We start from the raw sequence: 15,117 nt of genomic DNA, 5'->3' as shown, positions 1-15,117 counted from the left end.
TGCTTAAAATCTGAAATTGTAGGTTACGGTCGGGATAGGCTGTCCGAAAATAGAGAGCTGGTACCCGTTCACCCTTCCGGCGACGGTCTGGAAATACACCGAAGTCGGATTTTTTCTTCCCAAAACATTATACACCGCGAGCGTCCACGAACTGTGCGCCAGCTTTTTAATGCGGTGGTTCCCTTCGATATTCATCGCTAAATCCATCCGGTAATAGTCGGGAATGCGAAACTGGTTGCGATCCGCGTAATACACCCGCTGCGAACCGTCGATCATGTATTTGCCGATGGGCGGCGTGTAAGGCCGGCCGGTGCTATAAGTAAAGTTGAACGACAAACTGAAACGGTGCGAGAAGCGGTAGTTTGAAATCAATGTAAAATCGTGCGGCTTGTCGTAGTTGCTCGGGTAGAAATTACCGTCGTTAGGCGCATCGGGCGAATCGCGGTCGACCGCGCGCAGGAGCGTCCGCGCATACGTGTACCCGAGCCAGCCATTCAGCTTTCCAGTCATTTTCTTGATCATGAACTCCACCCCGTAGGCCTTCGCCTTGGTATTGATCACCGCGGCTTCGATATTGTGGTTCATGAAAAGCGAGTCGCCGCCTTTATAATCGAGGAAATTGCGGATGTTTTTGTAGTAACCTTCGAGCGAAACCTCGATTTTGTTACCCCTGAAATTCCGGTATAAACCGACGGAAAGCTGGTCGCCGATCTGCGGTTTGATGTACGGATCGCTCAATTTCCAGATGTCAGTCGGCGAAACCGTCATAGTGTTCGTCAGCAAGTGAATGTACTGCCGCAAGGTATTGTAGCTCACTTTGAGCGACAAGTTATCGAAGACGCTGTACCGCACCGACGCCCGGTACTCAGGCCCGCCATACGACTTGATTTTCTTACCTGCCTTGTATACATCCACGCCTTCCTGGTAAATGGTTTCGATCGGCAAGCCGGGCAGATACTTGTTAACCGATCTTGGACCCAGGTATTGGAAGAACGACCAACGCAAACCACCGGAGATCGACAAGCGCGGGTTAACCTCCCATTTGTCTTCCAGGTACAATGCGCTTTCCGTCGCTTGCTCCGCTTCCAGTTCGTCGGGCATGATGAGCGACTCACTGCCGCGCGGCTTGAATGAGCCGGGGTGCAGCTTGTAGTAGATGGTGCTTCCGCCAAATTCAAGGGTATGCTTTGGATGCAGCACATAGCTAAAATCCGCTTTGAAATTGGATTGGTTAATATCAAATTTCAAATCAAATGAATTGAGCGGGAGGCCTTCCGCTTCCATCGCGTACTGGTATTTGCTATGCGATGCAGTGAGCACGCCGTACAGACGTGTGTTAAATGTGTGCTTCCATTTAATGGAACCCAACTGGTTTTGGTAGGAATACAATGTATCTCCGTACAGCCGGAACTTGTCGTTGCTGGTATAGCCGGTCAGCGACAGGCTGTTCTTTTCGTTGATTTCGTAGTTCAAATGCAGGTTAACATCATAGAAGTTTGCTGAGCTCCGGTTGTAAGTCTCATTATCCAGCGCCCTGATCACCCAGTTGGAATACGTGGAGCGTCCGCCAAGAATGAACGACGCCTTGTCCTTCACCAATGGCCCTTCCAGTGTAACCCGGCCCGTAACGAGCCCGATCCCGCCCGATGCCACGAATTTCTTCTTATTACCATCGCGGCTGCTGATATCCAGCACCGAGGCCAGCCTGCCACCGAATTTAGACGGAATAGTACTTTTGTAAAGCTCCACTTCCTTCAATACATCAGGATTGAACGCCGAGAAAAAACCGAACAGGTGGGATGGATTATAAATCACCGCATCGTCGTATTGGATAAGGTTCTGGTCCACCGAGCCTCCGCGGACGTTCAGGCCGGTGCTATTCTCCCCTACCGATTTGATACCGGGTAATGTAAGTACCGTCCGCAGCAGGTCCGTTTCACCGAATACCGTCGGTACCTGTTTCAGGTTTTTAATGGTCAGTTTTACGGTACCCATTTGCGTACCTACCACGTTTTTGTCCATACCGGCCTTCACCGATACTTCTTTCAATGCGATCACGCTTTCGCGCATTTCAATGTCGAGCTTGCCGTCGGAGTAGAGTATGACCTGGCGCTGTGTTTCGCGCATACCCGTGCTTTTGATGCGTACCATCTGCTTTCCGCGCGGGATCGTGAGCGCATATAGCCCGAGGGCATCGGTGGTAACCCCGATGGACGGCGAATTAATAAACACCGCCGCGCCGATTACCGGCTCGCCCGTCACGGCATTCCTGACGTAACCGGTGATCGTGGAGTTGCCGGGCGCTATCCTGTGCTTTCGTATCCCGATTTCGTGGACTTTACTTTCGGCGGTCGACAACAGTTTTTCCTTGATATCGCTTTCGGGGCCGGCATAGGCAATGGAGTCGTTTTCGCCGGTGCGTTCCGGGTTAAACAGGCCGGGCGTGAGCTGGGTGATGATTTTTTGGCCCTGCGTAATGTAAATGCGTTTCTGGCTGTCGATGGCATATTCGAATTCGGAGCCTTTGAAAACCTGGTCGAGCACCTCCCGCAGCGAGAGGTTGTTCACATTCAGATCGAGCGTGAGGCTATCGAAGCGCGTGGCGTCGTAGTAAAAGTAATGGCCGGTCTGCGCCTCCACCTGTTTCACGAACTGGTCGAACCGCGCCGAATCCAGTTTCATTGTGATCTTTTTCTCCGGCGTATTCTGAGCGTGGGAAAAGTGGGTGGTAAAAATGCAGCAGAAGAATAGCGTTAGTGGTAAAAATATTTTCATCTGGCTAGGTTATCGTAGGTTTCTACCATCTTCACAATGGCCATTTCTCGGTTTTTACGGAATTTGATCTTATTCTCCCGCAGCACCCTGCGTAACTCCCGCTTGTGGTCGGGAAACAGTTCCAATGCGGATTTCTTCGTATGCAACGAATGGTAACGGCCGTCCTTAAACACATAGAAAAAGTTTTTCTCGGGATAATAGGCGATCACTTTTTTATCCACGATCTTCTCCTGCCGCGATTTCGTCCTGCGCACGAGCGTGCGGGATTTGCCGCTGTACACAATGTCGTAAAAACCGGTGCGCATTTGGGGATTGATATCTTTCCCCGATTCAAGCCGCGCGAAATGGTGGTTATCCACAATGAATGAATCGACCTTGACCGTCTGCAACAATACATGGTCGCCATTGAAATGCCGGATCACTACTTCGTCGTGAAAAATATCGTAGAGCATCGGAATGCTATCGAACTGCTGACCGTCGTAAAGCACCATTCCATTGAGCCAGCGGCGCTGTTCGAAAAACTGGTGTTCTTCCATGCGCGCGTCGTACACGTAGTACTGGCGACCGTTGTAAAGATTCTGGGATATGGTGGTGGCGTCCTTATACAGCGACACCGGGTAAGCAGCAACTTCCCGGGCCGAAGAAGCTTCGGTGAGTGTCCCCTGAGCATAGGTTTTCCCCGAAAACAGGGCACAAAGGAGTAATGCAGTGGTAAAAATACGCATCTACGCGGTTGATTTTAGAGCAATACGTTTTAAGGCTAACGAAATGTTGCAGTACCGGGGCTAGTACTATACGAAGTGAACATAAGTTACATACTTCAAATGTAAATTAAATATTTTATTCGATTTATTAAATTTAATCACAAAAGAATCAAATGCCCCACATCTAATGTATATCCTCTTAATCCCCTAACTTTGCCTTTTATAGATACCACACATTCCACTACTACTTCCTTATATGAAAATTCTGATCACCGGTGGGGCCGGTTTTGTTGGCTCTTCGCTGGCCATAGCCTTGAAAACAAATTACCCTGATTACCAGGTTTACGCGCTGGACAATCTCAAAAGAAGGGGTTCCGAACTGAATATTTCCCGCCTCAAAAAGGCAGGCGTGGAGTTTGTCCACGGCGATATCCGTAACAAAGAAGATTTCGATGCTATTCCGGCTGTCGATACCGTGATCGAAGCCTCCGCGGAGCCGTCGGTACTGGCCGGCCTGGACGGTACACCCGACTACCTGATCAATACCAACCTGGTTGGGACGGTCAACTGCCTTAACTACGCATTGAAGCACAAAGCCGGCTTTATTTTTCTTTCCACAAGCCGCGTGTACCCGATCAAGACGATCGAGACATTGAATTTCGTGGAGGAAGAAACCCGCTTCGCATTGTCGGACGAGCAGCCGGTACCGGGTGTTTCTTCCAAAGGGATCGGCGAAGACTTCCCGCTGAATGGCGCGCGGTCGCTATACGGCACGACGAAGCTGGCTTCGGAGCTGATCATCCAGGAATACAATGAGTTTTATAACCTTAAAACCGTGATCAACCGCTGCGGCGTGATCACCGGCCCGTGGCAAATGGGCAAGGTGGATCAGGGCGTAATGGTGCTGTGGATCGCAAAGCATTATTTCGAACAGCAACTCGGCTACTTCGGGTACGGCGGCACCGGCAAGCAAATCCGCGATATGCTGCACGTGGCCGATCTTTACAACCTGATCGACTGGCAGCTGCACAACCTCGACAAAGTGAATGGCGAAATCCTGAATGCGGGCGGCGGCTTGCAAAGCAGCGCTTCGTTGCAGGAGCTTACGAAGATTTGCCAGGAAGTAACCGGTAAAACGATCCCTATTAAAGTGGTACCGGAAAACCGGACTGCGGATATTCGTCTTTATGTGACAGATAACACGAAAGTAACTGCATTGACCGGTTGGGAGCCGAAGATCGGGATTCGCCAGATTGTGGAGGAGATTACGGCATGGCTGGGCGAGAATGAAGCTGATCTGGCGCCTATTTTGAAATAAGAATGGCACGAAGCCGAAAACGGCGCGAAGCTCTCGCTTCGTGCACCTTATTTGCAGGCCTCTGGCCGGTCTTTACCGCAAAACGACCTTGCCGTTCCGACCGGCCGGAGGCCTGCAAATAGCAATCACGAAGCAGGAGCTTCGTGCCATTCTGAAAGAGCTTCGCACCATTTTAAAATACTGACTGCAATCATGTAGCTTCCAAGAACTACCTGATTGCAGTCTTTGTTTTTAATACCAGTCACTTACAATCACTGAACCCATGAAATTCATCGAATGCCCCCGCGACGCCTGGCAAGGCTTTCATCCCTTCATCCCCTCGGAGATCAAGCTGGAATACCTGAACCAGCTCATCCGGGTCGGGTTCGATACGATCGATTTCGGCAGCTTCGTCTCTCCAAAGGCTATCCCGCAAATGCAGGATACCGCCTGGATTACCGAACGGCTCGACCTTTCAGGCAGCAACACCAACCTGCTGGCCATCGTCGTCAACGAGCGCGGTGCTGCGGATGCGTGTGCATTCGAACAGATCGGTTACCTGGGTTACCCTTTCTCTATTTCCGAGACATTTCAACTGCGGAACACGCAGGCAACTATTGCGGAATCCTTCGAGCGGGTGAAACGCATTGCCGATTTGTGTGCGAAACACAAAAAGGAGCTCGTGATTTACATTTCAATGGGCTTTGGTAATCCCTATGGCGATGTGTGGGCGCCGGAAATTGTTATGGAATGGGTGGAGAAACTCTCCAAACTGGGTGCAAATACCTTCTCGCTGGCGGATACCGTGGGCGTGGCACAGGTGCATGATATTGGCTGGCTATTCACCGCGTTGATCCCGCATTACCCGGAACTGGAATTCGGCGCGCATTTCCATACCCAGCCGGATGACTGGCGCATTAAAATACAAGCCGCTTACGACGCCGGTTGCCGTCGCTTTGATGGCGCATTGCTGGGGTATGGCGGCTGTCCGATGGCGCAGGACGATCTCGTGGGCAACATGCCTACCGAACGGCTGGTGGATTTTGCGAAAGAACAAAAAGAGCTGCTATGCCTCGACGCAAACGAGTTACAGAAAGCACGGACGATGTTCCAGCAGATCGTTGGATAAAACAAATGCGCCGAAAGCTAGATCTTCCGGCGCATTGGATTAATATTGAAATGCTTAGTTAAGCAAATTTGCGCTTCACGATCGCTAGTAATGCGGTAACCGCTTCTCCATTCACATCCCACGCATATTTGGAAGCATAGCGATGCCAGATCAGGTTTTCGGCTTCCTCGAAACTCTTCACACGGTCGAGCTCGTAAATGGCTTTATCGAAATGCTCGCTGTTACGGTCGAAAAGCTGGTTGACGAACATGAAACGCTGTCCCAGCGGAATGCTTCCGGCGATATTGTCCACCTTTAATGGCACCGTACCATAAGATTTATCATCGGAAGGCTTGGGTATCTCCACCTTGAACCGGCTGTTCAATGAATCCCTTTCCGGGCTTGGCGCCGTACTGGCTTTCGCGACGATCTCGCTGATCACCGCAGATGCAGGCTCGGCGCGCGGCGCTGCGGGGCGGGTAGTGCTGGGCTCCAACTGGCTGAACGCCGAATCGAAAAACGACTCGTGTTTGTGCGGTTGCGGCGCCGGTGCGGGGCTGCTTGCAGCTTCCTGGATTTTGAGTTCGGCGAGATTAATCGGAAATACTTCCGCAAACTGGATCAAATGCTGGTCGATGTCGTCGATCAGGTCCGCATTATCCTTGAATTCGTACAACCAGCTCACGGCCTGCGTCTGGTACACCGAATCGGAGCCGCTGTCGGTCAGGCGGCCGAGCAATGCTTCGGCGATGCCGCGATGGATATGCGTATATTTTACAAGTTGCTCGGCCTTCGCGTGGGTAAATTCGGCGTCGGCGACGGCCCTGATCTTGTCTTCGAAATAAATGGCAGGTGCGAGGAGGAGTTTCAACGATTCTTTTACCGAATCGGACAATAGCGGTTCGAGGTCGGCACGTTTCACGGCGATGTGCTGTGAAGCCGTGTTCATGAATTCTTCCAGCGCACTTTTTACTTCTTCATTGGAAAAATCAAAATAAGGGCTGCGGAAGGCTTCGGCGTTGTTTTTCCATTCTTCGAACAGGCGGTTAAGGATTCCCAGGTTGACCTGTCTTACGGGTGTCAGTTTTAATAATCCGGCACCGGTAACGACGTCCTGCGACCTGTACACTTCGTTCAGAACTGTTGTTGTGAACCGTGCGGAGTACTGGTTGAGTGCGATTGAATTCAGATTATCCGGCATAACGAATAAGCAATTTTGGTAACGTAGTGTTGGGAAAAATATGTTTGATTTGTAAATATAAAATAAAAATCGACCTTTCAACCGGTCGGTTCGGCACCAAAGTATGTTTGTAGAACCATCTCACAGAAGAGAATTTCAAAATCCCCGCACGGGCTGGATCGAAGTGATTTGCGGATCCATGTTTTCGGGAAAAACCGAAGAACTCATCCGCTTGCTCAACCGCGCCAAAATCGCCCGGCAAAAGATTCAGATTTTCAAACCTGCGCTTGATAAACGATACCACGAAGAGAACATTGTTTCTCATAATGACAATTCAATCCCCTCGATACCCGTACAATCGTCTCAGCAAATATCAGACCTGGCGCAGCATTGCGAGGTAGTCGGCATCGACGAAGCCCAGTTTTTCGACGAAGGAATTGTGGCCGTATGCGATCAGCTGGCCAATTCCGGCAAGCGGGTGATCGTGGCGGGCCTGGACATGGATTATATGGGCAAACCCTTCGGCTGCATGCCGCAACTGATGGCCATTGCGGAATATGTCACCAAAGTACACGCAGTATGCATGGTATGTGGGGAAGTGGCTTCGCATTCCTACCGGCTCTCGCCCTCGAACGAACGGGTGTTATTGGGAGAAACGGATTTGTATGAGGCCCGGTGCCGCAGATGTTTCAACCTGGGAGAAAAGGCACACGAACTGTTTTCAAGATGAAAGGCCGGAAGTTGCTGATCATTTCGCTTGCATTGAATGCGTTCCTGATCGTGAGCTTTTTAGTATTCGGCTACATTTACCGCGATAAAATTGCGCAGCGGTTCGTGCGGATCAAGGGTAACCCGACAATCGTCATGTATGGCAACTCCATTACGGCGCAAGGCAAATGGGTGGAGTTACTGGGCCGGACCGATGTGATGAACAATGCATTACCCGGCCAGGCAACCTATCATTTTCTGCAACTCATCCAATCGCACGTCATCGACCTGCATCCGAAAGTCTGTTTCATCAAAGGCGGTATTAATGATATTACCTTGGGCGTGAGGCAGGATTCTATTCAAAGTCATTTCAAAACAATGCTCGAAATGCTGATGCGGAACCGCATTACGCCGGTGGTGACGCTGACGGTCTACGAGCGCAACGATCCTTCAAGCAAAAAGGAAGTCGATGCATTGAATGCATTCCTGGTTTCTTTTTGTACACAAAATAATATTACCTGCATCGACCTGAACCGCTACATTTCCGACTCGACAGGCCTTCGCGCTGAATATGCTGTCGACAAAACGCATTTGAATACCAAAGCCTACGAGATCTGGGCGCGGGAAGTCAGCGGCGTTTTGAAGGAAAAGGGTATTTAAAATACATTTAGCCTGAAACAAAGAAAGCCGCCCATTGCTGAGCGGCTTTTGCATTATATGCTGTTCCGATTCCGATTAAGCATTCACCTGGTTCATCACTTCGGTTTGCTTGCGGATCGATTCCATGTGAACGAGTTTGAACAATTCGTCCACCAGGTTTGGATACAGATTCAGGCTGCGGCCCCATCCAGCGCGTGTTTCCAACACTTCGCGGAAACGGTCAACTTGATATGCTGCAACGTTGTTATCGCGTTTGTACTCGGCCAATTTCTCAACCAATGCAAAACGGTTAGCCAAAGTTTCGAGCAATTCGCGGTCGAGGTTATCTATTTTGCCGCGGATGATTTCCAACTGTGACGAATAATCGCTGCCGTAAGATTCTTTACGAACGTGCAGGTCGTGCAGCATTTGTCCCAATGCAGCAGGTGTCAGCTGTTGTGCAGCATCAGACCATGCTTTGTCCGGATCGCGGTGCGATTCGATGATCAGACCGTCGTAATGCAAGTCAAGCGCGCGCTGAGCGATTTCGTACAGGTAAGCACGCTTTCCAGCCATGTGGCTAGGATCACCGATTACCGGCAATTGAGGGAAAATCGTTTTCAGTTCGATCGCGATGTTCCACATCGGGGAGTTACGGAATTTGTGCTCCTGTGCGTTCGAGAAACCGCGGTGGATCGCACCTAGTTTTTTCACGCCAGCCTGGTTCAGACGTTCCAGGGCTCCTACCCACAGTTGCAGGTCAGGGTTTACAGGGTTTTTAACCAATACAGGTACATCAATTCCTTTCAGGGCATCAGCAAGTTCCTGTACGTTGAACGGGTTCACAGTTGTACGTGCACCCACCCAAAGGATATCAACGCCGTATTTCAATGCCAGTTCGATATGCTGAGGCGTAGCAACTTCCACAGCCACAGGCAGGCCTGTTTGCTGTTTCACCTCTTGCAACCATGGCAAAGCTGCCTCTCCCATGCCTTCAAAGCTGCCTGGACGAGTTCTCGGTTTCCACACCCCTGCACGGATTACGTGCGCAAATCCTTCCTCTTTGATCTGGGTTGCGGTTTCTAACATTTGTTCCTCGGTCTCTGCGCTGCAAGGCCCGGCGATTACCAAAGGCTTACCTTCGGTATTGATCCAACTGCTAAGCGGTAGGATATCTAAAGAAGCATTCATACTCAAAAACTTGTCCTTAATAAAAAATTGATAATTGTAATATTTTGATCCGGTATTATGCGTATTTCTTCGATTGCCCGTACATTTGACCCCACAAAAGTCAATCAACTTCTTAATGCGTATTACTTTCTTCCTGTGGTTCGGTAATGAATTGTTAAACAGTTACTCAGGAAAAACGTACATCAAAAATGGCATATCCGTCACCAAACGACCAAATACCTGTATTTTTTGAAGATACTTCCGTCGCTTTCGCATCCAAATCCGACGCTAAACTCAGGAAGACATACTGGTTATTCAGCCTTATGAATCAGGCTCGAGTCGTAAATTTAGGCACTTTTTTTATAAAGCTCGCGCTAAAACTTAACTTACCTATAAAAAATCTCATCCGGGTCACGATTTTTGAACAATTCTGTGGCGGTGAGACAATTAACGACTGCGACGCAACCATCGCTTCCCTGCGCAGTTCGGGCATTGGTACGATACTGGATTATTCCGTTGAAGGCGAAGACAAAGAAGCCAGTTTCGACGCCACAGCAGCCGAAATTCTCAAAACGATCGACAAGGCCACCGGTTCGGACACCATTCCTTTTTCCGTATTCAAAATCACAGGCGTAGCTTCCTCAGACCTGCTCGAAAAGGTGCAGCGTAAAGATGATCTGTCGGAAGAAGAAAAAGCAGCTTTCGGACGCGCACGTGAGCGCGTGCAACGGCTATGTGCACACGCATACGAACATCATGTAAGAATTTTCATCGACGCCGAAGAAAGCTGGATCCAGGGCGTGATCGACGACTTGGCTTATGAAATGATGCAGCAGTTCAACCGCGAGCGGCCCATTGTTTATAATACTTACCAGCTTTACCGTCACGAGACGCTCGAAGCATTGAAAACCGCATTCCTCACCGCGCGCCAGAAAGGCTATCTCCTCGGGGGCAAGCTCGTGCGCGGGGCTTATATGGAGAAAGAAAGGCTGCGCGCACGTGAGCAGGAATATTTCAACCCTATCCACACCTCGAAAGAGGCTACCGACACCGACTATAACCTGGCCATCGACTTCTGCCTCGACCGCCTGGAACATATTTCGATCTGCCTCGGAACGCATAATGAATACAGCTCGCAGTACTGTGCGGCGAAAATGCAGAAGCTCGGCATTGCACGCAACGACGACCGTATCTGGTTTGCGCAGCTCCTCGGCATGAGTGATAATATATCCTTCAACCTCGCCAAAGCCGGCTATAATGTGGCCAAATATGTCCCTTACGGCCCTATCGATGCGGTATTGCCTTACCTGATCCGCCGGGCCGAAGAAAACACTTCCATTGCCGGCCAGAGCAGCCGTGAGTTTTTGCTAGTTAAAAGTGAATTGAAGAGAAGAGGAATCGGTTCTTTATAAGTAAGTTATTACTTTCGCATTCCCAAATTTGTCAATTGTATTAAAAACCGAATGAACCAATCCAGAAATCCAACCCCTTACCTACTCTTCAGCGTACTCCTTATCGGGATTGATCAGGCTTCCAAATTGCTGGTTCATCAATACATGCAACCCGGCTTTTCAGGACAGATCGCGCTGATCGGGGATTGGTTGAAACTGCATTATGTACTAAATCCCGGCATGGCCTTCGGTATGCAGCTCGGGCATGAATACGGAAAACTGTTCCTTACATTGTTCCGTCTCGTGGCGATGGTCGCGATAGGCGGTTATATGATCCACCTCGCACGCGCAGGCGCCTCCAAGGGCCTGCTTTGGGCACTGGCTATGATCCTGGCCGGTGCGGTAGGCAATGTAATCGACAGTACCTTTTACGGTGTGCTGCTCGGCAATGCGCCTTACGGCTCACCTACCCCGTGGTTTCACGGCCAGGTGATCGATATGATCTTCGTTGACTTCTGGGAAGGGTTTATTCCCGACTGGGTGCCGGTATGGGGTGGTCAGTATTATTCGACGCCCATTTTCAACATCGCCGATTCATGCATTTTCCTAGGTGTTTGCAGCATTTTGATATTCCAGGGCAGTTTTCACTCAGCGGCTCCGGAACCTGATGATGAGGGAGAAAAGGAAGAAAGGGACGAAAGGGAGGAAGGGGAAGAAAGAGAGGAAGGTACGGTTGATTTGCAGGGTTCTTCTTCGGCTGATGGGCCTGCGATTGAGCCGGCACCACGAGATGATATTCCTACTCCTACAACATTCAAACAGGAAGAGGATGAAAATCAAAAAGAGAGCATTTAGCTCTCTTTTTTTGTGGGTATGCTTTTCGATCAGTTCTCGTCTTTGGTATACGGAACAAAATCCTTGAATGTCTTCTTGATTGCGGCGTCGGTGGCTTCCTTTTTGTTCTCCCAATTGGCGTCGAGTTCCAATGCCACGAGGCCGCTGAGGTTCATCAATGCCTTAAATTCGTCGAGCTTTCTAATGAAGTCAGGCTGGCGGCGGGACGATTTCTGACCCCATTCGCGGGCAAATACGTCGCCTTTGTTCTGCAATTCGTTTTTCTTCTGCATTACGTAATTGAACCTATCAAGCAAGCCATTTACCGACTTTCCGATCACCTCTGTCGCTTCCAGCGTACCAACCGTCGCGACTGTCGTTCCGCCGATGGTCGTAATGTAGCCTCGCGTTTGTTGATCCTTGGTCGCAATTACCGGCGCGAGACCCGTGGTAGCACCCAGCGATGCATTCAGCAGTGACCTGCCGCGTTTGCCTTTCTTCGCTCGGGTGTATGCCCTTTTGAGCTCTGTCTCCTTTTCAGTCATTTGCTCGATCAACCCCCATGCATTCACCAGCGAGCCCCTGTACAGATTGTACACGTACGTGTCGCGTAAGCTTTCATCGATGGTGTTCTTGATAACGAATTTCACTGAACGCTCTTTTTTATTCTGCGCCTTATCCATCACATAAAAAGTGATATTGAATGCAAGCGTGTCGAAAGGATCCTTCACAAACTCATAACCGGGCTCCCAGATGAACTCGTAGCTCGTAGCAGTGTTTTTCACCAATGCACTCGACGGAACGTTCTTGTTTTCCGAAATAAAATTAAATGTCGTGATGTCTTCCTCCCCATTGGGGTCCGACAATGTGAAGCGCAGGTTAATGCGGTTGTTTTCCGCGCTACGGATAACCGACTGCTGCGGAATAATGGTAAAATCGGGCGACAAGTCCATTTGGGTCACGTCCAGCTTCAAGCGACCTTTCGTGCGCGCTTTCGAAGGCTGGTCTTCTACATAAAATTCCATGTACCGCGGCCCCTTTTTCAAAATACCGAATTGCACGCTCGACGGCTCCCAGGTAATCTCGCCTGCCGCCGACAGTTTCATCGCCTCCGGCATTTCATCCAGAATCGGGACAAATACAATCGGGTCACCATCCGGGTCGCGCACGGCGCCCATATCGATTTTGTAAACGTTCTGTGTTTTGTATTGAACATAGAACGGTTGCAGCTCGTCGACCTGCGGTGGACGGTTGACGTGGTTCACTTTGAAGACTACCTCGCGTGATACGCTCTCTCCGGCCGAAGTTTGTGCTTCGAATACCACCGGGAAAGATTTGGTGGTATTGATACGATCGGCCACATCGAAACCCGGCGTCCACACGAAATGCCCCGTGGAGTCAAACTTCATATCCTTTACCAACCCACTCGCCACCGAATATCTTATCGAATCACTCTTCCCTCCTTTGGCTTGTAAATGAAAATTGATCTCTTTCCCTTCATATAGCACGTTCCATTCCGCTTCTACGGGGAACACAAGTTGTAACGGGGTCGTTGAGGTATTGCTCTTCATATTATCCTGCCCCTGCGCCCTCAACACTACAAAAACGGGTATCAGAAGTATCAGTATTTTATGAATTTTTCTTGTTAGCATAACATCAGAAATATAATTAATTCCATGGGTGACAGAATACTTTGATCTTAACGCAAAACTAGTAAATCCTGTATAGAATGCCCTGTGATTAGTTGTAAAATTAAAACCCGCAAAAATGCCCGACAGCGGATACAATCAGTTTGCACTTTTCAAATATAGCCGCCTGGCGGGTTTATGAATAAAGCAAGTCACAAAACCTTCATTGTCCAAAGCAAAAACCGGAGCGCAATCCTTTTTAAGACTGCGCTCCGGTTTTTAAAGTTCAATATCTACCTTATTATTTTTTCTTTGGGGTTGTCGCCGGAGCAGTAGCAGGTGTTGTTGCAGGTTTAGTTGCCGGCGTCGTTGCCGCTTTCGCCGCAGGGGTTGTTGCTGCCGGTGCCGCTGCTTCTACTTTGTCAGGGTCAACACCCAGTTTGCGAAGAATCAGGTTGGTTGCATTGTTTTCTTCCGATGCCGCGAACAGGATGATTGGCGTTGTTCCAGCACCAGCATCCATGTTCAGGATGTACAGGAAGCCTGCTTCTTTACCTACTTCCTGAATCGCGTTGTTCACTTTCGTCAGGATCGGTTCGAGCAACTGCTGTTGTTTCGTTTGCAGGGAAGTCTGTGCGTTGTTACGCATTTCTTCGATGCGGGTCGAAAGGTTTTGCAACTCTTTCTCTTTATCAGCGCGGATGACGTCGGTCATGTTCGCACCGTTCTTCTGATATGCCTCGTATTTCTCCTGAGCCTCTTTGTAAGTTTCCCCGATAGCTTTATCCAACTGTGCTTTGGTTACTTCCAGCTGGTTTTGCATCACTTTCGCTTCCGGCAATTTGCCGATTATATAGTCGACATTCGTGTAACCTATTTTAGTAGGCCCACCTGCCGGGGTAGTCTGGGCTAAGAGAGGGGTGGTGATAATGGTCATCACGACCAGAATTGCCATCAATTTTTGTTTCATTGCTTTGTTACTTATTTAAGTTTACTGTTTGTACTTTTTTGTTTTGGTGAGCTTTTCGCGGGTGCGGCCGGTTGCTGCTGCGCCGGTTCTTCCGGTTTGGCAGCCTTATCATTCGAGCCGGTTTTGTCGTTATTTCCCGCCTTGTTTGACTTCGGATCGATACCCAGCTCCTCCATCACGTAATCCGAATAATCATGTTTCGGGTTGGTGTACAGCATACCAATATCGCTGGATTTATCGAACATAAAGTCGAGTCTCCGCTGGCTGCAAACTTTGGTCACCGCGCGTTGTACCTTTTCCAGTACCGGCTTCATCAGTTCCTTTTTCTTTTGGAACATCAGCCCTTCCACACCGAATATCTTGCTGTTATATTCCCCGGCTTCGAGTTCTTTTTCCTTTATTTCTCCCTGCCTCTTCCGCTTCAACTCGTCGGTCAGCAAGATCTCCTCTGCCATGTACGCACGCTGCATGCGGTCGATCTCCGAAAACTTGTCCTTAATTTCCTGCGACCATTTGTCGGTGAATTTCTTCATCTCGACTTGCGCCGCCTGGTATTCGGGCATTTTACTGGTGATGAACTCCATGTCCGTATACCCGATCTTCTGGGCATATAGTGCTGAACTGCATAGAATTGACAAAACTAGTAAAATAAAGATCTTCTTCATGCCAAGCTGCTAATATAATTTGCAAACCTCTTAACGAATGCCCTCCTC

General features: G+C 49.5%; 13 protein-coding genes. 6 read left to right on the top strand and 7 right to left on the bottom strand.

Annotated elements, in window-relative coordinates; translation table 11 throughout:
* Window positions 1-3 precede the first annotated feature (3 nt).
* Complete coding sequence (locus tag BLQ88_RS16435; RefSeq protein ID WP_090152124.1) at window positions 4-2,775, bottom strand: TonB-dependent receptor; 2,772 nt, start codon at window positions 2,773-2,775, stop codon at window positions 4-6.
* Window positions 2,772-3,500: a hypothetical protein gene (locus BLQ88_RS16430; RefSeq protein WP_090152121.1), complete on the bottom strand. Its 729-nt coding sequence runs from the start codon at window positions 3,498-3,500 to the stop codon at window positions 2,772-2,774. The genes BLQ88_RS16435 and BLQ88_RS16430 overlap by 4 nt, the downstream gene beginning before the upstream one ends.
* A gap of 235 nt (window positions 3,501-3,735) precedes the next feature.
* On the opposite strand from BLQ88_RS16430, the gene BLQ88_RS16425 reads away from it, so the two are divergent.
* Window positions 3,736-4,797, top strand: coding sequence for an NAD-dependent epimerase/dehydratase family protein (locus BLQ88_RS16425; RefSeq protein WP_090152119.1), 1,062 nt, complete (start codon window positions 3,736-3,738; stop codon window positions 4,795-4,797).
* 262 nt (window positions 4,798-5,059) lie between these two features.
* Window positions 5,060-5,905, top strand: coding sequence for a hydroxymethylglutaryl-CoA lyase (locus BLQ88_RS16420; protein ID WP_090152117.1), 846 nt, complete (start codon window positions 5,060-5,062; stop codon window positions 5,903-5,905).
* Between the two features lie 58 nt (window positions 5,906-5,963).
* Here the strand turns inward: BLQ88_RS16420 and BLQ88_RS16415 are convergent, their stop codons facing one another.
* Window positions 5,964-7,085 (bottom strand): DUF8457 domain-containing protein, encoded by a 1,122-nt coding sequence (locus BLQ88_RS16415; RefSeq protein WP_090152115.1) that lies wholly within the window; start codon window positions 7,083-7,085, stop codon window positions 5,964-5,966.
* 103 nt (window positions 7,086-7,188) lie between these two features.
* Here BLQ88_RS16415 and BLQ88_RS16410 point away from each other — a divergent pair, with 103 nt between their 5' ends.
* Together BLQ88_RS16410 and BLQ88_RS16405 are read left to right on the top strand one after the other, a co-directional pair.
* Window positions 7,189-7,794, top strand: coding sequence for a thymidine kinase (locus BLQ88_RS16410; RefSeq protein ID WP_090152113.1), 606 nt, complete (start codon window positions 7,189-7,191; stop codon window positions 7,792-7,794).
* Window positions 7,791-8,432, top strand: a complete 642-nt coding sequence (locus BLQ88_RS16405; protein ID WP_090152111.1) for an SGNH/GDSL hydrolase family protein — start codon at window positions 7,791-7,793, stop codon at window positions 8,430-8,432. Before BLQ88_RS16410 ends, BLQ88_RS16405 begins: the two co-directional genes overlap by 4 nt.
* A gap of 75 nt (window positions 8,433-8,507) precedes the next feature.
* Here the strand turns inward: BLQ88_RS16405 and BLQ88_RS16400 are convergent, their stop codons facing one another.
* Complete coding sequence (locus BLQ88_RS16400) at window positions 8,508-9,602, bottom strand: chorismate mutase (protein ID WP_090152109.1); 1,095 nt, start codon at window positions 9,600-9,602, stop codon at window positions 8,508-8,510.
* A 188-nt stretch (window positions 9,603-9,790) separates the two neighbouring features.
* On the opposite strand from BLQ88_RS16400, the gene BLQ88_RS16395 reads away from it, so the two are divergent.
* Window positions 9,791-10,993: a proline dehydrogenase family protein gene (locus BLQ88_RS16395; protein WP_090152107.1), complete on the top strand. Its 1,203-nt coding sequence runs from the start codon at window positions 9,791-9,793 to the stop codon at window positions 10,991-10,993.
* 51 nt (window positions 10,994-11,044) lie between these two features.
* The gene (locus tag BLQ88_RS16390; protein WP_090152106.1) at window positions 11,045-11,827 is read left to right on the top strand and encodes a lipoprotein signal peptidase; all 783 of its coding nucleotides are present in this window, start codon (window positions 11,045-11,047) and stop codon (window positions 11,825-11,827) included.
* A gap of 29 nt (window positions 11,828-11,856) precedes the next feature.
* Here the strand turns inward: BLQ88_RS16390 and BLQ88_RS16385 are convergent, their stop codons facing one another.
* The 3 genes from BLQ88_RS16385 to BLQ88_RS16375 form a co-directional block, all read right to left on the bottom strand.
* A complete protein-coding gene (locus tag BLQ88_RS16385; RefSeq protein WP_090152104.1) occupies window positions 11,857-13,458 on the bottom strand; it encodes a hypothetical protein in 1,602 nt (533 codons plus the stop codon).
* Window positions 13,459-13,735: 277 nt separating this feature from the next.
* On the bottom strand, window positions 13,736-14,404 hold the full coding sequence (locus BLQ88_RS16380) for an OmpH/Skp family outer membrane protein (RefSeq protein WP_090152103.1): 669 nt from the start codon (window positions 14,402-14,404) through the stop codon (window positions 13,736-13,738).
* An 11-nt stretch (window positions 14,405-14,415) separates the two neighbouring features.
* Window positions 14,416-15,069 (bottom strand): OmpH/Skp family outer membrane protein, encoded by a 654-nt coding sequence (locus BLQ88_RS16375; protein WP_090152101.1) that lies wholly within the window; start codon window positions 15,067-15,069, stop codon window positions 14,416-14,418.
* Window positions 15,070-15,117 lie beyond the last annotated feature (48 nt).

This window comes from Dyadobacter soli, assembly GCF_900101885.1.
Lineage (GTDB): Bacteria > Bacteroidota > Bacteroidia > Cytophagales > Spirosomataceae > Dyadobacter > Dyadobacter soli.
The sequence above is the reverse complement of the archived record's forward strand: the minus strand, read 5'-3'. Positions and strand labels throughout refer to the sequence as shown.

Coding starts and splice junctions, on each gene's coding strand:
- BLQ88_RS16390 (WP_090152106.1), top strand. CDS start 11,045: ATGAACCAATCCAGAAATCCAACCCCTTACCTACTCTTCAGCGTACTC.
- BLQ88_RS16400 (WP_090152109.1), bottom strand. CDS start 9,602: ATGAATGCTTCTTTAGATATCCTACCGCTTAGCAGTTGGATCAATACC.
- BLQ88_RS16420 (WP_090152117.1), top strand. CDS start 5,060: ATGAAATTCATCGAATGCCCCCGCGACGCCTGGCAAGGCTTTCATCCC.
- BLQ88_RS16415 (WP_090152115.1), bottom strand. CDS start 7,085: ATGCCGGATAATCTGAATTCAATCGCACTCAACCAGTACTCCGCACGG.
- BLQ88_RS16395 (WP_090152107.1), top strand. CDS start 9,791: ATGGCATATCCGTCACCAAACGACCAAATACCTGTATTTTTTGAAGAT.
- BLQ88_RS16410 (WP_090152113.1), top strand. CDS start 7,189: ATGTTTGTAGAACCATCTCACAGAAGAGAATTTCAAAATCCCCGCACG.
- BLQ88_RS16425 (WP_090152119.1), top strand. CDS start 3,736: ATGAAAATTCTGATCACCGGTGGGGCCGGTTTTGTTGGCTCTTCGCTG.
- BLQ88_RS16375 (WP_090152101.1), bottom strand. CDS start 15,069: ATGAAGAAGATCTTTATTTTACTAGTTTTGTCAATTCTATGCAGTTCA.
- BLQ88_RS16430 (WP_090152121.1), bottom strand. CDS start 3,500: ATGCGTATTTTTACCACTGCATTACTCCTTTGTGCCCTGTTTTCGGGG.
- BLQ88_RS16380 (WP_090152103.1), bottom strand. CDS start 14,404: ATGAAACAAAAATTGATGGCAATTCTGGTCGTGATGACCATTATCACC.
- BLQ88_RS16405 (WP_090152111.1), top strand. CDS start 7,791: ATGAAAGGCCGGAAGTTGCTGATCATTTCGCTTGCATTGAATGCGTTC.
- BLQ88_RS16385 (WP_090152104.1), bottom strand. CDS start 13,458: ATGCTAACAAGAAAAATTCATAAAATACTGATACTTCTGATACCCGTT.
- BLQ88_RS16435 (WP_090152124.1), bottom strand. CDS start 2,775: ATGAAAATATTTTTACCACTAACGCTATTCTTCTGCTGCATTTTTACC.